The organism is Pelatocladus sp. (assembly GCF_059505505.1).
Window position 1 is genome coordinate 2958 of the sequence record NZ_JCACKS010000008.1, and the last position, 19059, is coordinate 22016.

15 protein-coding genes are annotated in these 19059 nt (G+C 38.2%); 9 read left to right on the forward strand and 6 right to left on the reverse strand.

The genetic code is table 11. From position 1 onward, the window contains the following. Window positions 1-197: 197 nt before the first annotated feature. A complete protein-coding gene (locus tag AC5JMK_RS00645; protein ID WP_096675254.1) occupies window positions 198-812 on the reverse strand; it encodes a TetR/AcrR family transcriptional regulator in 615 nt (204 codons plus the stop codon). A 198-nt stretch (window positions 813-1010) separates the two neighbouring features. On the opposite strand from AC5JMK_RS00645, the gene AC5JMK_RS00650 reads away from it, so the two are divergent. The 9 genes from AC5JMK_RS00650 to AC5JMK_RS00690 all read left to right on the forward strand — a co-directional run bounded on the left by AC5JMK_RS00650 (window position 1011) and on the right by AC5JMK_RS00690 (window position 10058). Then, complete coding sequence (locus AC5JMK_RS00650; RefSeq protein ID WP_495909154.1) at window positions 1011-2570, forward strand: M16 family metallopeptidase; 1560 nt, start codon at window positions 1011-1013, stop codon at window positions 2568-2570. A gap of 184 nt (window positions 2571-2754) precedes the next feature. Beyond that, complete coding sequence (locus AC5JMK_RS00655; RefSeq protein WP_096675256.1) at window positions 2755-4230, forward strand: M16 family metallopeptidase; 1476 nt, start codon at window positions 2755-2757, stop codon at window positions 4228-4230. A gap of 260 nt (window positions 4231-4490) precedes the next feature. After that, complete coding sequence (locus AC5JMK_RS00660) at window positions 4491-5471, forward strand: hypothetical protein (protein WP_495909155.1); 981 nt, start codon at window positions 4491-4493, stop codon at window positions 5469-5471. A gap of 66 nt (window positions 5472-5537) precedes the next feature. After that, complete coding sequence (locus AC5JMK_RS00665; protein WP_495909156.1) at window positions 5538-6299, forward strand: tetratricopeptide repeat protein; 762 nt, start codon at window positions 5538-5540, stop codon at window positions 6297-6299. A 164-nt stretch (window positions 6300-6463) separates the two neighbouring features. Continuing rightward, complete coding sequence (locus tag AC5JMK_RS00670; RefSeq protein WP_096675259.1) at window positions 6464-6718, forward strand: SemiSWEET transporter; 255 nt, start codon at window positions 6464-6466, stop codon at window positions 6716-6718. Between the two features lie 26 nt (window positions 6719-6744). After that, on the forward strand, window positions 6745-8388 hold the full coding sequence (locus AC5JMK_RS00675; protein WP_096675260.1) for a B12-binding domain-containing radical SAM protein: 1644 nt from the start codon (window positions 6745-6747) through the stop codon (window positions 8386-8388). 53 nt (window positions 8389-8441) lie between these two features. Then, window positions 8442-8630 carry a CPXCG motif-containing cysteine-rich protein gene (locus tag AC5JMK_RS00680; protein WP_009458505.1) on the forward strand — a complete coding sequence of 63 codons (189 nt, stop codon included), beginning with the start codon at window positions 8442-8444 and terminating at the stop codon, window positions 8628-8630. Between the two features lie 17 nt (window positions 8631-8647). Continuing rightward, on the forward strand, window positions 8648-9097 hold the full coding sequence (locus AC5JMK_RS00685; RefSeq protein WP_096675261.1) for an SRPBCC family protein: 450 nt from the start codon (window positions 8648-8650) through the stop codon (window positions 9095-9097). A gap of 193 nt (window positions 9098-9290) precedes the next feature. Continuing rightward, window positions 9291-10058, forward strand: a complete 768-nt coding sequence (locus AC5JMK_RS00690) for a hypothetical protein (RefSeq protein WP_096675262.1) — start codon at window positions 9291-9293, stop codon at window positions 10056-10058. On the opposite strand, the gene AC5JMK_RS00695 is transcribed toward AC5JMK_RS00690, so the two are convergent. The 5 genes from AC5JMK_RS00695 to AC5JMK_RS00715 all read right to left on the reverse strand — a co-directional run bounded on the left by AC5JMK_RS00695 (window position 10055) and on the right by AC5JMK_RS00715 (window position 18727). Continuing rightward, window positions 10055-13780, reverse strand: a complete 3726-nt coding sequence (locus tag AC5JMK_RS00695) for an ABC transporter substrate-binding protein (protein ID WP_495909157.1) — start codon at window positions 13778-13780, stop codon at window positions 10055-10057. The two genes, AC5JMK_RS00690 and AC5JMK_RS00695, sit on opposite strands and share 4 nt — an antisense overlap. A 248-nt stretch (window positions 13781-14028) precedes the next feature. Further along, entirely contained in the window at window positions 14029-15186 is a 1158-nt protein-coding gene (locus AC5JMK_RS00700) for a DUF1822 family protein (RefSeq protein ID WP_096675263.1), read from the reverse strand. A gap of 27 nt (window positions 15187-15213) precedes the next feature. Beyond that, the gene (locus AC5JMK_RS00705) at window positions 15214-15861 is read right to left on the reverse strand and encodes a hypothetical protein (RefSeq protein ID WP_096675264.1); all 648 of its coding nucleotides are present in this window, start codon (window positions 15859-15861) and stop codon (window positions 15214-15216) included. A 56-nt stretch (window positions 15862-15917) separates the two neighbouring features. Further along, entirely contained in the window at window positions 15918-17195 is a 1278-nt protein-coding gene (locus tag AC5JMK_RS00710) for a flotillin family protein (RefSeq protein ID WP_096675265.1), read from the reverse strand. A gap of 203 nt (window positions 17196-17398) precedes the next feature. After that, window positions 17399-18727, reverse strand: coding sequence for a flotillin family protein (locus AC5JMK_RS00715; RefSeq protein ID WP_096678844.1), 1329 nt, complete (start codon window positions 18725-18727; stop codon window positions 17399-17401). Window positions 18728-19059: the final 332 nt, after the last annotated feature.

Sequence of the window (19059 nt, forward strand, 5' to 3'; positions counted from 1 at the left end):
TAGGGGATAGGGGATAGGGGATAGGGGATAGGGGATAGGGGATAGGGGATAGGGGATAGGGGTTAGTTGAAAATTATATTTACACAAAGACTATGACTTAAAAATCCCTATCCACATAAAGGCAATGGCATTATTAATTTTTTCATATCTCATTCCCATTCCCTGATCCCTAATCCCCGATCCCTGTTCCCCGTTCCCTAATCTTTAGCTAATACACCATTGAGGAAAATATCAGCAAGTCCTTCCGCCATTTGCTGCATTTGTTGAGGGGAAGCATCAGGTTCCATCAGGGTATTGTGAGAAAAGCCTGCGATCGCAAACATTCCTAAGAATACTTTGGCTACCAATTTGGCATCCATTTGGCGATAAATGCCTTTATCCATCGCTGTTTGGAAAAATGCTTCGGCAACATCGGTCATTTTGTCAATTACTTCTGACTGGATGCGATCGCGCAAATCTGGATGAAATTGTGCCTCCATAAAACACACCCGCATCAAGTCGGCACTTTTTTGCATGTTCCACATCCGGCGGCGCATTACCTGTGCCACAGCTTTATAGCTGCCCATTTCACTTAATTCTGTAAGCAAATCCGTGAGAATCTCCACCCAGCCAGCAGTTGCTACCTCTACCAAAATGGCCTTTTTATTCGCAAAATGTCGAAATAGCGTTCCTTCCGCGACTCCTGCTGTTTGTGCAAGATCGCGAGTGGTGGTGCCATCAAATCCTTGGGAGGCAAACAAGCGCCGTGCTGCCTGTAAAATGCGACCACGGGTTTGTGCCTCTGATGGTGGAGGAGAATTAAAAACACGCATAACAGTTATAGTGAAATATCCGGAACAGGACTCGTAGCATTATTGTCTTACGACAAGTACAAAAAGCACAAAAAGCTTAATACAAGATTAACGCTCTACTCGCAAGTAGGCTCGATTTACAGTAACAAAAGTTTACTTTTAACTTTGCTTATGAATCATACTAATTTTAGATTTGGGATCTTAGATTTTGGATTACGAATGTTTAAACAGAAACTAAATCGCTTGACTACTATTCTGCTTTTGGCATTAACGTTGTGGTGGGGATTTTTACCAGAAGTTGCTTTAGCCAAGACTCAAGCTCCACCAGCTCAAAGTTCGATTCAGCCCTATCTGAATCAAGTCATTAAGCAGTTGACGGAGTTTCGCCTCGACAATGGGATGAAGTTTATTGTCTTGGAACGCCACCAAGCACCAGTTGTTTCTTTTCTTACCTACGCTGATGTTGGTGGTGTCGATGAACCAAATAAAAAAACTGGTGTTGCCCACTTTTTAGAACATTTAGCTTTTAAAGGTACAACTAGTATTGGTACAAAAAACTACAAAGCAGAAAAACCCCTGCTAGATAAATTGGATCAATTGGCTGTGCAAATTGAAACAGCCCAAGCTGCTGGTAAGAAAGATGAAGTAGCTAAGTTGACAGCGCAATTTGAGCAAGTAGAAGCACAAGCGGCAAAAATTGTCAATCAAAATGAATTAGGACGAGTTGTCGAACAAGCAGGAGGTGTAGATTTAAATGCTAATACCTCCACAGAAGCCACTCGTTATTTTTACAGCTTTCCTGCGAACAAGTTGGAATTGTGGATGTCGCTGGAGTCAGAACGTTTCCTTGAACCTGTATTTCGGGAGTTTTATAAAGAAAAAAATGTGATTTTGGAAGAACGACGCCTGCGGGTAGATAATTCTCCGATTGGACAGATGTTAGAGAAGTTTATCGATACAGCTTTCAAAGTTCATCCCTACAGACGTCCAATTATTGGTTATGACGAAGATATTCGCAATTTGACGCGGGAAGATGTCCAAAAGTTTTTTGACGCGTACTATGTGCCGAGTAATTTAACTATCGCTGTTGTGGGAGATGTCAACCCCAGTCAAGTCAAAAAACTAGCACAAATTTACTTTGGACGCTATAAAGCCAAACCTAAAGCTGTAGCAAAACTACCAGCAGAACCGCCACAAAAACAAACACGGGAAGTGACAGTTAAGTTAAAATCTCAACCTTGGTATTTAGAGGGTTATCATCGTCCATCACTTACCCATCCAGATGATGCTGTGTATGAAATTATCGGTAGTTTGCTGAGTGATGGACGGACATCACGGCTGTATAAATCTTTGGTAGAAAAACAGCAATTAGCACTTTCAGCCCAAGGTTTTAGCGGTTTTCCCGGAGATAAATACCCGAATTTGATCTTATTTTATGCTCTGACGGCTCCTGGTCATACTGTTGATGAAGTGGCGATCGCTTTACGCAAAGAAATTGACAAACTCAAGACTGAACCTGTGTCAGCTATAGACTTAGAACGAGTCAAAACCCAAGCAAGGGCCGAATTGTTGCGATCGCTCGATTCTAATATGGGAATGGCGCAGCAGTTGTTGGAGTATGAGGTAAAAACTGGTTCTTGGCGAAACTTATTTAAGCAGTTAGACAAATTGGAAGCTGTAACATCTGCGGACATTCAACGAGTCGCTAAGACAACTTTTACACCGGAAAATCGCACGATTGGTAAGTTGTTGTCAAAAAATAGCGGTGTAGGGGAATAGGGGAATAGGGGTGTAGGGGTAAAAATTTTCGAGTCTTTTAATGATTAATTTCAAAACACTCTTATTTCCTCTTACACCCTCACACCCTTACCTCCCTACACCCCTATTTTTTGACTAGGTGATTTTGACAACAAAGGACATAAATAAAGGTATGAAGAAGTATAAAAGAACAGGCAAAAAGCAGATGAAAATCCAAAGTTTTAAATTTAAAGGGTTAGTTTATGCAGTGGTTGCTGCTTTTGTCTTGGTACTTTTAACTTTTAACTTTTCCTGGGCAGCGACAGCAGCGAAACATTACACTGAGTTAGAATTTGCGCCATTACCGGAAATCAAGTTGCCGAAATATGAGCGATATAAGTTAGAGAATGGCATGGTGGTATATTTGATGGAAAACCATGAATTGCCATTGGTGACTGGTGCGGCGATGATTGGTACTGGCGATCGCTTTGAACCATCAGATAAAGTAGGTTTAGCTCAGATGGTAGGGACGGTAATGCGAACTGGGGGAACGAGTTCGCATACACCTGATGAGTTAAATCAGATGTTGGAACAACGGGCAGCTTCAGTAGAAACTGATATTAATGACAGTAGTGGTACTGCTAGTTTTGAAGCACTCAGCGAAGATGTCGAAATTGTATTGGGGTTGTTTTCTGAGATCCTGCGAGAACCGACTTTTGCTGAAGATAAACTAGCTTTGGCAAAAACACAAGAACGAGGTAAGATTTCCCGTCGTAATGATAGTCCAAATGAAATTGCCCAACGGGAATTTAAGAAATTAGTCTATGGTAAGGAAAACCCCTACGCGCGTACAACAGAGTATGTGACGCTCAATAAAATTTCTCGCCCAGATTTGGTGAAGTTTTACCAACAGTATTTTTATCCCAATAATATGATTTTGGGAATTGTGGGCGATTTTGATCCTCAAAAGATGAAATCTCTGATTAAAGCAAAGTTTGGTGACTGGAAACCCAACCCCAATTTGACGAAACCCCAGTTACCAGAAGTAGCAGCTAAAGGTAGCGGTGTCTTTTTCGTCAATCAACCACAACTGACTCAGAGTAGTATTCTCATCGGCCATTTGGGAGGAGAATTTAAAAGTCCTGATTATCCAGCGTTGGATGTGTTGAATGGAGTGTTAAATGGTTTTGGCGGACGTTTGTTTAATGAAGTGCGATCGCGTCAAGGTTTAGCTTATTCTGTATACGGTTACTGGAGTCCCCGTTATGATTATCCTGGTATATTTGTTGCTGGGGGACAAACGCGATCGGATGCGACTGTGCAGTTTGTGAAAGCTTTGCAAACAGAAATTAAACGCATCCAAACTCAACCAGTCACACCCAAAGAATTGGCTTTTGCTAAGGAATCTACTCTCAATTCGTTTGTGTTCAATTTTGAAGATCCTGCCCAAACTTTATCACGTTTGATGCGATACGAATACTATGGATATCCCTCTGATTTTCTCTTCCGCTACCAAAAAGCAGTAGAAGCAACCACAGCAGCTGATGTCCAAAGAGTTGCAAAACAATATTTGAAACCAGATGCGTTAGTAACTTTAGTTGTGGGTAATCAAACGGCGATTAATCCACCTTTGACACAGTTAGCGAAACAAGTCACACCAATAGATGTGACTATTCCTCGCTCACCCCAAGCACAAAGTTAGCTTGATGGTTGATTAATTATTATGAGAACTCGGTTCATTTGTCAGCCGGGTTTTTTATTTATATAAGTTCGTAGTGAGGACTTTAGTCCTTACTACAAACGAAAAATGAGAATTGTGTGTGAGTAATATAAAGTTTTTTTGCAATTCTGTATAAATTTTTCTTGTCTTAAGTGGGAATATTACCCTACTTGCTTTTTGAGCAATGTTGTTATAGTAGCAAAAAACACAAATACCTTTGTGCTGACGCGGTTGTTACTAACATGGATAAAGAGTTGCAAAATAGTTTCCAACACTTTACTGATTTAAAGTCTAAGTATCACGCAAGTAGATATGAAGATTCATCTCTATCTAGTTTACTGTATTTAATATTACAAAAAGTAGACTTAGGAATTAAGCTGACAACATTAGAATTTGATTGGTTAACAGAGCATAAGCTTTTTGAAACTGTTGCAGCTATCAGTCAGGAAGAGAAACGAAATGTAGAAGAACTTAGAAAATTAGAAAAAGAATTTTATTATCTCAAAAATCAGTACAAAGTACCCAACTTTTGGCAAGGTTTCAAAGATGATATTTCTGTTCCTCTATATCCAATTCTTTGGAAGCTTAACTCAGAAAAAAAGTTGAATCAGTCAGAGATCAAATGGCTGCAAAATCATCAACTTGTTGAAACGCTTCAAATTGTTCATGAGATGGAACTAAGTCAGCACTTCTTTAGATTAAAGACCAAGTATAAAGCTATTAAATATCAAGATTCATCATCTAAAAGCCCACTCTATGAAATTTTGAAAAAACTGGAAACAAAAACTTTATTAAATAAGTCTGAATTGGAATGCTTGAAGAAGAAAGAATTATTTGAAACAATAGAAATTGTTGAGCAGCAAAACTTAGAAAAACAAGCAGATTTTGCTTATTTAAAAGAAAAGTATCAAGCAGTTCAATACCATGATGTATCTATATCTAGTCCACTATACCCAATTTTGCAAAAACTAGACTCAGATAAAAAGCTAATTTACTCAGAGATTTACTGGCTAGAACAGCAGGGACTGATTGAAACACTTGCTATTGCTAATGAACTCGAACAAAAGCGAGAATTTACAGCTTTAAAAGCTAAGTATAAGGCAAGTCAATATGAAGATTCCTCACCTTTAAGTCATTTGTATAAAATTCTCAAAAGACTTGATTTAGATGGAAAATTAAGCGATCAAGATATTAATTTTCTCAAAAAGCGAAAATTAACTTAAATTCTGGCGATCGCTCACGAAAAGTATGCTTATAATTTGAAGTCCAAGGTAGAATTAGGAAACTTGTTGACAGACACAGAGATTGACTGGTTGAAAAAGCATGAAAGAGAAGATATTATTAATCTCGCTCATAAAAAGGAATTTGTAGCGCTCAAGAAAAAGTATGGACTTTTAGATCCTGGTAATCAATTACCACTTGAACCATTTTACACAATCATGACAAAACTAGAGAGAAAAGAGCGATTAGATCCTCTGTTAGTGGTTCAGCTGATAGAAAAAGGACGTTTATCTGGTGATGGCAAGATTGTTATAGCACATTACAGCCTGGAAGCAGATTTTTATGAACAGGAATTTAAACGTACTGGAAATAAATGGCACATTCCTACTGCTAGTAGTTATTGGCGTAAAGCAGATGAACCAGAAAATGCATTAAATATAACTAATTTAGACTTAGATAAAATTAGAGAAAGTAAGCTGCAATCAGCTATTTTAGTAACTAGAGGTGCAGCTTTCAGAGATATTGGTGATTTAGTTAATGCCGAAAAATCTGCCAAAAAAGCTATTGAATTTCACCCAGTAAGTTATCAGCCTTACACTTTAATGGGAGCGATTTATTATGATAAAAGTGAATATTCAAAAGGAGATTACTGGTTTACAGAAGCAGAAAAACGCGGTGCGAAAACAGATGATATAGATGATGAAATTAAGCGAGTACTTAGAAGTACAAAAGATGAGATTAAACGTCAACAAGCTGTAAATTATTTATTGAAGAAAGATTCACAAAGATATGCTTGGGCTAAGTGTTATCTTAAAAAATCACAGAAATGAGAGTGAAGTTTTAAATTAATTTTATCACAGTGCGATCGCGTAGCGTCTCCTTTGGAGAATCCCTCTCATTTTGAACTGCACATTAGATTAGCATAGGCAGCATCGGATTTATTCTTTATACACCTGACTATAGGATTGCTATAGTACTTTAAGTATTGAACCTGATGGATTTTATTACAATTATAGGATTGGTAGCTGCTACCTTAACAACCTTTTCTTTTTTACCACAGTTGCTGAAAACATGGCGTACTAAATCAGCCAAAGACGTTTCCTATATTATGCTCATTAGCTTTAATATAGGAATTTTTTTATGGCTAATATATGGGCTTTATCTGTCGGCTTTACCAATAATTTTAGCTAACTTGATAACTTTAATTTTTAACCTGATAATTTTATGGCTTAAAATTAGATATAGATAAATATAATCTTGCTGAAATTATTACCTGTGACATCATCTGTTTTTTCTGCCGAACGCCTTTTATTTACACCTGCGGCTCCTGAAACTAACGCTATTTCGACAATATTTGCTTTTCCCAACGAGTATACGGTAGGTATAACTAGCCTTGGTTATCAGATAGTATGGGCGACTTTGGCTATGCGTGCAGATGTGCAGGTAAGCCGCTTGTTTACTGATATGCATGAATCACTTCCCAGAGAACCAGAATTACTCGGTTTTTCTGTATCTTGGGAATTAGATTATGTGAATATTTTAAACTTACTGGAATTTTTAGAAGTTCCAATCCGCACAACTAATCGTGATGATCATCATCCCATAGTTTTTGGTGGTGGGCCAGTTCTTACAGCTAACCCAGAACCCTTTGCAGATTTTTTTGATGTTATTCTTTTGGGGGATGGCGAAAATCTGCTTGGTAATTTTATCGATGCTTATCAAACTGTGAGAAATGCAGCTCGGCAAACTCAACTAAAAGCATTAGCACAAGTACCAGGAATTTATGTTCCAAGTTTGTATGCAGTGGAATATCATGATATTGATGGTGGGATTAAATCTATTTGTCCTATTGCACCAGAAATTTCAACTGTAGTCCAAAAGCAAACTTATCGCAGCAATATTTTATCAGCTTCTACTGTAGTAACTCAAAAAGCAGCCTGGGAAAATATTTATATGGTAGAAGTGGTGAGAAGTTGTCCAGAAATGTGTCGTTTCTGTTTAGCAAGCTATCTCACTTTACCTTTTAGAACTGCTAGTATTGAAGAGTCATTAATCCCAGCAATTGAGAGAGGTTTAGCAGTTACAAATAGACTCGGATTATTGGGTGCTTCAGTGACTCAACATCCTGAATTTGATAATTTATTAGATTATATTAGTCAGCCAAAATACGATGATGTGCGATTGAGTATTGCTTCGGTGCGAACTAATACTGTCACGGTGCAATTAGCGCAAACTTTGGCGAAACGAGATACTAAATCTTTGACTATTGCTGTGGAAAGTGGTTCGGAAAGATTACGGCGAATTATTAATAAAAAGCTAGACAACGATGAGATTATCCAAGCAGCAATTAATGCGAAAACTGGAGGATTAACAGGTTTAAAACTCTACGGGATGGTGGGAATTCCTGGTGAGGAACCAGAGGATTTAGATGCTACTATTACCATGATGCGTCAGATCAAAAAAGCTGCTCCTGGTTTACGCTTAACACTGGGATGCAGTACCTTTGTACCCAAGTCGCATACACCATTTCAATGGTTTGGGGTAAATCGTCAAGCAGAAAAACGTTTGCAGTTATTACAAAAACAGCTCAAACCCCAAGGGATAGATTTTCGCCCGGAAAGTTACAATTGGTCTATAATTCAAGCTTTGATATCGAGGGGCGATCGCAGACTATCACACCTATTAGAACTGACTCGCAACTTTGGGGATTCTCTCGGTAGCTACAAACGTGCTTTTAAGGAACTCAGAGGGAAACTACCTGAGTTAGATTTTTATGTTTATGCTAACTGGTCAACTGAGCAAGTCTTACCTTGGCATCATTTGCATGGCCCATTACCACAGTCTACCCTGCAAAAGCATCTAGCAGAAGCCACAAATCAGTTTAAACCATCTGAGCAATTGCTAATGACTAATGGTTAATGATAAAAAAATAATTCATTGGCAATTAGTGATCCAAAATCTAAAATTGATAAATGCAAACTACAGCAGAGTTTTATTGTGCTTATTGTGGGGAAACAAATCTGACTTTTGTTGACTTGAGTGGAGGTGGACAACAATCTTATGTGGAAGATTGTCAGGTTTGCTGTCGTCCCAATATTTTGTATATCCGTGTTGATGAAGAGACTCTGGATATTGAAATTGATACTGAATATGAAGGCTAAGTTTGAGGTTGTTCTCAATGCTGGACTTTAAGTACTCCTCAGTAATTAATGCACCTGTAGAAGTTGTGTGGCGATTTCATGAAAGGCCGGATGTTTTACAAATGCTAACTCCACCTTGGCAACCCGTGCAAGTCATGCGTCGCGAAGCAGGATTGGGTGTGGGTGCTGTCACGGAATTTCGTCTTTTTTTGGGGCCATTACCTTTACGTTGGTTAGCACGTCATACTGAATATGAAGAATATCATTTGTTTACCGACGAGCAAATATCCGGCCCCTTTGAGTATTGGGTACATCGACATCGATTTGAACCCGAAAATGGTAAAACCAGGTTGACTGATGAAATTTCTTTTTCTTTACCTGGTGGATCTCCAGTCGAATTTTTGGGTGGTTGGTTAGTCAATGTGCAGCTAGAAGCAATGTTTCGTTATCGTCATCACATTACTCGACAGGAGTGTGAGTCAAGATGAGGTGGGGATTGGGGACAATAACTTTATTTAAGAATTAGATTTTTAAATAAATAAAAAAGTCCAGGACTTTTAGTTGTTCTGGACTTTTTTTCGTATGATAATAATTTCAAATTTCAACCGTTAAAATGCTGATATTTAAACGTCGCTAACTACTTATTTGCGGCGGTAGACTTGCTGTAAAACAAAGAAAAACATGAAGATTTTACAATTTAAATTGTATCATAAAGTAAGTTTAAACTTAGTTTTTGTCAGTCTCGGCTGCTTGTCCTTTTTCTCACCTTTCGCAAAGGCAAAAGAACAACATTACAAAGAATTGAAATCAGGAAATAACTTCAATCTTCACCCAGTACAATTGCTACAAAAACAAGTTTGTCCATCTGCACAATTGCTACCGAAGCGAATTTTTGAGACAGCGAAATATTATGTTTATATTTGTAAGGGAGACGAAAAAACTTCCCTAGGCTATTACGTACAAATTTCTAAAAATAGTGGTAGTCAAATTACCCTTCCTGTCAATAAAAAAGTCGGTGAAGCTTACTTTGCTAAGAATACTGGGGTAATATATACTGTTACGCCTTATGAATTATTAATAACTAAATTCACTAAAGGTAGTAGTGTGGTTTTAAGAGAAAAAATTAATAGTGCGATCGCAGCTGATGGTCAATCTTTATCTAAGAGTTGTCCAACGGGGAATACTTCTTTTGTAGAAGCTGCAACCAAAAACTATATTGTATATATTTGTGGTAGACAAACACCAGAGATTTATGTAGCTATTACTAAGAATGGAAATAATACAATTACTCTACCATTACAATCAAACTATAATTATTCTACAAACACAGAAGATAGTGAATATATTGCGATTAAAGGTAAAACTTATTATCTTCTCAATCGGAAAATTCTCAAAGTATCTCGCAATGGACGCAATTTAGTTAAGGAAAAAGTTTTATATTGGCATTAACGATTTAAAGGAAAAAATTCATATTTATTTGCAGATGTGCGGTTTGGTTTAATCTGAACTATGATAATATCATTTTTGTTTTGAATATAGCGATCGCCTGATTGTAAAAACTGAATTTTACCAGTCGCACCGTTAGCTGAAAATTTGGGATTACGTAAGACTTTTTGCAGTTTATCGCGAGTTTTACTTTGCTGCAAACCGTCAGCAATAGCTACAGTTGCATCGTAACTTGTCGCAGAACGCCAAGTGACTAAGCTACTCCAAAGTTTCTGAGAGTTTTTACTAAATTCACTCTTCATATTACTTCTAATTTCCCAAGGGACAGCTAAGACTAAACCATTAACATCAGCTTGTCCTTTTTGTAGAGTTTGTGAAGTATATAGTGAAGTGCTGGCAAATAATTTGAGTCTACCTTGATTGGCTTTGGCTAAATCTAAAGCTTTACTAATTCTATCTATATGGGGAGCTAAAAATAAACCTGTAGCACCATTACTACTTGCATCCGCAATAATTTTTTGAGGATTGAAATCTGCTGCTGAAAAATCACAGTTGATATTCACAATATTTCCACCGCCGGCGATAGTAGAAGAAGTAAATTCATCGCGAAAAGATTGATTATCTATAGCTTTTTCATCTACACAAATCGCCAATTTTTTGATTCCAGCATCATTAATAGCATAATGAGCAACAGAATCAGCTAAAAAACGTAGATTCGGAGAAGTGCGAAATATATAGAAACCACATCCTGATAATTTCAGCGAAAAGCTAGTAGGAGAAATATTAACTAGTTTCCCTTCTTCGTAAATTCCACAGGCTGCGACAGAAGCATCGGAAGCATTATGTCCAATAACTGCGAGGATTTGGTTATTTTTGACAAAAAAATTGGCAAGTTGTTTAGAAATATCAGGATCATTGTCGTCATTAGCTATTTCTATTTGCAAAAAAGATCCTTGAATGCCACCTTTATTATTAACTTCATTTTGAGCTTGAGCCACACCTTGAAGTATTTCTTTGGCAACATTGATATTACTACCAATAGGGACGCTAACAGCAATTTTTAAAACTTTACCATGACGAGCAGCCAGAGCATTTTGTAAGTATATGTGTGTTTCAGGATCATTGGGTATTTTTTGCAGAGATTTTTGGAAATATGCGATCGCCTGATCATAATTCTCTGTAGCAAAAGCTTCTACGCCTGCTTTTTTCTCGCTACTGAGATTATCTTTAACTAAAATTTTGTCCCCCAAGCTGAGACGATTAAAAATCGAGCCTTTGAGTACGAATTTGTAGTGACTCGCATTTTTCGGATCAATTTTGACTTCTACTAACACCGCCGTACCAATGCGATCGCCCCAAGGTGAAAATTGAATAGTTCCCGTAGCGCCTTCTAAAGAAAAACTATTAGATAAAGCTTGTTGGATGCCATCTCTAGTGTTATCATTTTGCATTAATGCTTGGGCAATTGTGTTGGTAGCATCATAAGCATTTGCTGTACGCCAAGTAATAGACTCTGGATTATGCCATAATTTATAGGCATCTTTAACAAAGTTTTTATTAGCAGAAGCATCGGCGTGCCAAGGAACAGCCATCACTAAATCATTGACAGCTTTACCAGCCATCAAAGTTTTTTTAGTTTGCATACTGGGATTGCCAAATAGCATTAATTGCCCTTGATTAGCTTTAGCAATTTCTATAGCTTTATCAATTCTGTCAACATGGGGATTGAGAAATATGCTATCGGCTTTTTCTTGTTTAGCACGTTCTATGGCAACTTTGGGCTGAAAATTTTTAGCTGCTAAATCGCAGTGAATATCAATTAATTGAGTGTTATTTTTAGCAAGTGCTGAAGCTATCGCAGGTTCATAAGACTGATCTTTTGATTGAGAATCACGACAGATAGCAATCCGAGTTTTGCCTTCTTTTTTTGCATAATCAGCTAAAGTTTCAGCAATCACATCATTTCTAATTACAGTTCTGTAAATATAGCTGCCATTAATGCGATTTTGGGGATCAGTTACCAATGGAGAAGAACTAGTTGGTGAAATCATCACCAATTTTCCATCCTGATAAATTTTAGAAGCAGGCACGCTAGCATCACTACTATTATGTCCAACTACCGCTAAGATATTTTTCTCTTGTACAAATCTCTGGGCAACTCTTTCAGCAATAATAGGATTATTATCATCATTGACGATTTCTACCTTTAATAACTTGCCATCAATACCACCTTTGAGGTTAATTTCTTCTTGATATTGTGCTACCCCTCGTAAAATTTCTTGTGCGACATCAGGATTTGTACCAATCGGAACTGGAACTCCTATCGTTAATGCTTCTTGACCAGCAATCTTGGCATTATTCAGATATATTAATGACTCTGGATCATTAGGTTGAAGTTGCAAAGATTTTTGGAATTTATCAATTGCACGATTATATTTTTTTCTAGAAAATGCTTGTACACCTTGTTTTTTATATTCTGTTTCTACTGTTTTAACTAAAATTTTATTGCCATCACTAAAGCGGTTACGGAAGTTGATTTCATTAATACCATATGCTAAAACTGCACCAACACACCCCAACGAAACTGTAACAATAGCTGTGCGAAAAGCCTTTTCTTTCCAGTTAATAATTCGGGGATATTTGAGTTCCCTTGCAGCTGGATTCTGAAAAATTACAGGTAGCCAAGAAGCACAAGGATAGTCTCTTTCCCACTCTTCATGTAAGCGTTCCCGTGCTTGGTTTACAGATGTATATAAAGATTCACCGTTAGTGAATGCTGTGAGAAAATATTTTAAAAACTCTTGAGCAATAACATCAGGTACAGGTTCCCGCATGACGATGGTATAGGGAATGCGTAAATTAGCTAAATTGCGAGCTAATCCTAGTCCATCGCAAGAGTTAAAAATTGCTAATTTTAATCCCTTTTTTACAGCATGTCGGAGAGAGTAACGCAAGTTTTGTAATGATAAATAACTCTCATTATCATTGATTTTAATTTTTCCCCCATCGTCACCTTCTTGACTGATACTATGACCAGCAAAAAATAAAATATCCCAAGATTTATTTCTCAGATTTTCAATCAACTGGCGACGTGTAGGTTCTATTAAAGATTCAACTTTTGCACCTGGTAAATTATGAAGAGAATCTAAATCTTGTTGAAGGTCAATTCCTTCGCTACTACCTAAAATTGCTAAAATTTTGACTGGTACTTTCAGTTGCTTTGTTGATGGTTCGTATTCGGAACTAATTACTATTTCGGCTTGGGGATGGCTAGTGGAGAAAAAACCCCATAAATGCCAAGGTAATCTTCGCAGCAATGAATCTTGAGTCTGTAAAATAAAGCGAACATCTTCAGAATTACCAATTTGTTTTGATAATTGTCGTTCTACTTCTAAAACAGATGCTTGATTTAACCAGGTGTTGAAACTATCTTTAAATTTTTGAGCAGCTTGATTACAAATACCTTTACTAGAGAAGTTTGTAATCTGGTTTTTCGGGATAATAATCAACCAATTTGCTTCTAATTTCTCATAAATAGATTGCCATACAGTGTATGTTGTAGGAACATTTGGTGCAGGTGGTAATCTACCAGAAATCTCCGCAATATGAGGTTTCCCAGCTTCACCAATTCTCACTCTGACAGGAAATCCCCTCTCAAAAGAACCCTCCCCGATTTCAAAAATGACTAGTTTAACTCGCTTAACCACATTTTCCACCCTTTTCATTTATCAGTTATCAGTTATCAGTTATTAGTTATCAGTCATCATTTATCAGTTATTAATTTCATCACTTGGAACTAAACACTATACTTATAGCGGTTCTCGCTCAGATGAGGTACATTCTCAAAGTTGAAATGATTTATCTATGAAGTCTAGCTATACTTCATTAGCATAGGAAACGCTATATTAAGCTAAAGAGATTGCTGACGCTTGTTATAATCCCCCAGCATACGTCACCAGGACTTTCCACTAATTTAAATCATAAAATTTTCTGTAATCACAGCATCATTTAAACTAATCCTAACTCGGAATCTTTCACCAAATTCCGCACAAAACTTTAATTGAATATAATCATCCTCTTCTCTAGCTTGAACTTCTAAAAATGGCTGTCCATTATCGTATAATCCTGCTAATTGTAAACCTGATGGTAAATAAGCATTATTCATTGGATAAACCCGCAATAACACGGCGACTGTTTGATCTGGTTTAGATAAAACCGCTACCATCAAAGCAACAGCGCTACTATCTAACTGCATCCCTAAATCCATGATGCGTCTAGCACTCACAGCAGGATGATTAGGTTGTAGAGTCCACAAAATTTCTGCAAGAGTCCAACGTGTTTCTTCATCTTCAGTCGTTTGAATTAAATGAACCAAAAGATCTAGAAGTTCGGATGAAAGATGACTATTATTCTTTATTTCAATATTTTCACGACGATTGTTGAATTTTTTTGACAAAAATTTGGTTGGTAAACATTTTTGCCAACTATGATTGGGGTATAATTGCTCGATTATTTGCCAGACAATATCTGGTGATTCTAATTTCAATCCTCTGACACGTTTAATAGAACGATATGTAAATTGATGTTTTCTTTCACGAGTAAATTCTTCAACTGTTTGCCATTCAATTGCGTATATATTTTCTAACCACTCTCGCAAATAAACTAGATGCGATCGCTCAATTAATTCATCTAATGGTTGTAGCTGGTTCAGATCAATTTCTGCTGCTGTAACATGGGGTAAAAATCCCCAAATTTTACCTTCTTTACAAGTTTGATTTATTTCGACAACCACATAACCAATGCGATCATCCCAAACCTCCGGCGGAATGTCACAAGTGCGATCGCCTGTGCGAATTGCTCGACATTCCAAATGTCCTACTCCAGTCAACACTAAATCAGCAACATTATCAATTAATCTTCTATAAGGATTCCAACTATAGCTAGATGCTAAATCTGTAGGAATTTCTAGCATTTGCAAATAAGTATTAACTACTTGAACAGCTAAAGTATTTAAATAGACTTGTTTGGCTCTAGTTTGTGTTGGTTGTTCTCTAGCAAATCTGAGGGCATTTTCTCGAAATTCTTCAGAAATCGGGATAGATATGGTTTGATGTTCGATGATGTAATTCATAGTTGTAAACTGAAACTTCAAATACAGTTAATCAAGATAGCCTTGGGATCTACAAAACTCTTCCAAAATCGGAAGACATTTTCTTTTGTAGAAACCACTGAGAGTAGGAATCGATACACTAAAATCCTGTGATATATCTTTCCACGCAACTTCCAAAAGAAAGCGGCGTTCAATCAAAACTTGACAATTAATATCCGGGCGATCGCTAATATGAATACGCTGTAATTTCTTGGCTTCTATTATCAGCCATTCCTGGATATCTTTGATTAGGGGAGATGGTTCGGATGGTGCAGGAATTAAACTTACCGGATCTATTTCTTCACCATTTTCTCCTGTTATAGGAGAGATGGTTTTTCTCTGAGTTTCTTGTCTTTTGCGGTAAATATCTTTCAGGCGATAATTCAAGTAAATATTTAACCAGCATGTCACACAACCTTTATTCGGATTGTAGGCTTGTTTAGCAGTTGTAGCTTCACAGAGATTTTGATAGAAATATATCCAAGTTTGCTGCAAAGCTTCTTCAGCATCAGGTACACCATTACCCCGCAAAAGTTTACCTGACTTTTGAATCAGATAAATAATTTTATTTAATTTCCTTTTGCGTTCTAAACTACCTCTAGGATGCTGACAAGCTTCTCGAACAAGCTGGAGGATTTGCGCTTTGAATTCATCCATACTGTAAAGGATTGGTTAACTTTTAACAGTCTTGGCTCAATCTACTGCTACAGTTTCTAGGGGCGTTTATCCAGATTTGATTTCACTTCTGGGATCAAAATTTTCCCGTCACTCTTAAGTTCATTCATCGCCTTACTAACATCGATACCAGTAGTCTGGCGCAACTGTTCTAATAAAGAAGCAACTTTTGGGATACTACCACCATTTACAGCATCAATCACAGTTAAATTTTCTACTTCAACTTGCGGAACTCCCTGAGCCATCATCTTCAACAACGGTTCTAACTTCTGGAACAAGAAGATTTCCCGCGCCGACGCACCAGCATTTTGCCAAGATTCAGCTAAACGCTGTGTACCTGCGGCTTGGGCTTTACCATCTTCAATAATTCTGGCTGCATCGCCCTTCGCTTTGGCGATCGCTTGCTGACATTCTGCTGTAGCTGGGGCGATCACATCTGCTTGCAATTGATTTTCTACTTGTTTAATGCGTTCGTTTTGTACCGCCACCTCCGCCTGTACCCGCGCAATCTCTGCATTGACTATCGCCTCTACTTCTGCCACCATCGCTGTTCGCTTCGTCAAAGCATCTCTAACTCTGCGTTCCGCCTCCGCTTTTGCCACTTCCAAATCCCGTTCGATTTGTCTTAACTTAGTAATGCGATCGTTTTCCGAACCTTTAATAATCGCCTCCGCTTGAGCTTGAGCTTCCGCTATCCGTGCATCTCGTAACAACTCCGCCTGCTGCTTACGCCCAATCGAATCTAAATACCGTACCTCATCAGAAATATTTTTGATTTGTAAATTATCCAAAACTAATCCCAATTTTTCTAAATCATCCTCAGCCTCTTCCAACAAAGTTTTCGCAAAAGTAATTTTATCTTCATTCACTTGTTCTGGCGTCAGATTCGCCAACACCCCTCGCAAATTTCCCTCCAAAGTTTCCTTCGCTAACTGTTCAATATCTTTGCGAGTTTTACCCAACAATCGTTCAATTGCATTGTAAATAATTGGTTCTTCTCCAGCAATTTTGATATTCGCTACGCCTTCCACAGTCAAAGGAATACCACCTTTAGAAAAAGCATTCACCACCCGCAATTCAATAATCATATTAGTTAAATCCATGCGGAAAGCTTTTTCAACTAAGGGGACTTGAATCCCACTTCCGCCCTTCACCAAACGGTATCCTACCGAATTTCCATCGCTTCTAGAAGTGCGACTACCAGCGAAAATTAACACCTCACTCGGCTGACAAATATAGTACAAATTGCGAATCACCCACCAACTAGCAGCAGTACCAGTACCAAAAATTCCAAGTAGTAAAGCAATAATTTCCATGATATTTTTCCTTGAATAGTGATCGGGGATTGGGAATTAGGGATTGGAGATTGGGAATTAGGAATTAGGGATTGGGGATTGAGAATTAGGGATTGGGAATTAGGGATTGGGGATTAATAATATTTCCTAATTTCTGTTCCCTATTCCCTGTTCCCCGATCCCCGAACGCGAGTGCGTCTCCTCTGGAGAATCCCCAATCCCGATCACTCCTGATTCAGAGTTCCCGTGACATCAATTCCTAACGTCCGATTCACATTTTCTAAAAACTGCAACACAATCTCTGGATAAACATTCACCAAACTAGCCAAAGATTTACCATCGCCGTTGTCAATCACATTCACTTTATCGATTTGAATTCGCTGGGGAATTTGCACCGCTTCTTGTAGTACCATTTCGATTTGTTGAATTAAAAACAACTTCCCAGCTTCTGTTCCTGTTTGCTGCCAAACTTGGGAAAGAATATCGTTGACTAAAGCTGCTGCTTTCGCATTTTCTTCCAAAGCGGCGGCTTTACCTCTAGCATGGAGTTCTTGGGCTTGGGATTGGGCTAAGGCTGGTAAAACTGTATCTGCTTCTAAACGCAGACGTTCCAATTCAGCCCGTAATGCTTGTAGTGCTTGTTCGGCTTTGGCTTTCTTTTCTTGAGCTGCTGCTTTGGTAATCTCTTCTTCGGAACGGGCTTTTTGTTCTAATTTGGCTTTAATTTTACGCAGTTCGTTTTCTTTTTCTAAAACAATAATTCTGTCTTGGGTTTTAGCAACTTGGGCGTGTTCTTCACATTGCGCTTCCACTTGTTCTGCTTGGGCGATCGCATCTGATTCGGCAATTTCTGCATCTCTGAGAATTAAGGCTATTTGTTTACGCCCCAAGGATTTGAGATAATCGACGTCATCAGAAACACTTTGAATTTTTAAAGTATCGAGTTGCAATCCCAATTTTGCCAAATCACGACTGACATCAGAGGCGATACGTTCAGCAAAACTTAGTCTATCTTCGTTGAGTTCTTCTGGTGTCAGAGTAGCCACAACACCTCGTAAATATCCTTCTAAAGTTTCACGAGAAACACGCGTTAACTCTGAACGATCGCGATCCAAAAAACGTTCGATCGCATTACCCACCACCGCCGGATCAGTAGAAATTTTCACATTGGCGATCGCTTGAATATTTAAAGGTGTCCCCCCTTTAGCATAGGCGTTTCGTACCTCTACCCGCACAGGCATTGTTGTTACATCCATGCGTTTGACAGTTTCCACAATGGGAATTCGCATAGCGCGCCCACCCACCAAAACCCTGTAACCTAATTGTTGTCCATCCTTGTTTCGCCATTTACGCCCCGAAAGAATCAAAATTTCATTAGGCTTGCAAATACACAAAAACGACTTCAAAAACCAGACAATAATAATAGCGCCAAAAATTGAAGCAGCGATCGGGAGGCTAGTAAACACTAACCCTTCTATCCCATTATCTTGATTTTTTGTCACAGGCCGATCAGCTGGAATTTGCCCGACTTGTACAGTTGCGATATTTTTCATAATTTGGTTTTGGTTAGTTGTTGATGGTTGACGATTAGTGTTTTCTGGGTAGAGGCGAAGCATTTGTACGAAGATATAGCAGTTCTCGGTTGTGTCCAATACGTACCCCTCCCCTTAATCCCCTCCCCGCAAGCCTGCGGTGTACACATAAATCCTCTGATCCCCCTAAATCCCCCTTTTTAAGGGGGACTTTGATTCTAGTTCCCCCTTTTTTAAGGGGGGTTAGGGGGGATCAAAACGCTACTAGGCAACTTTATAAGACTTCTGTGTACACCGCAGGCTTGCGCTTAGGGGAGGTTTTGCGTCAGCAAAGCCGGGGTGGGGTTCCGACT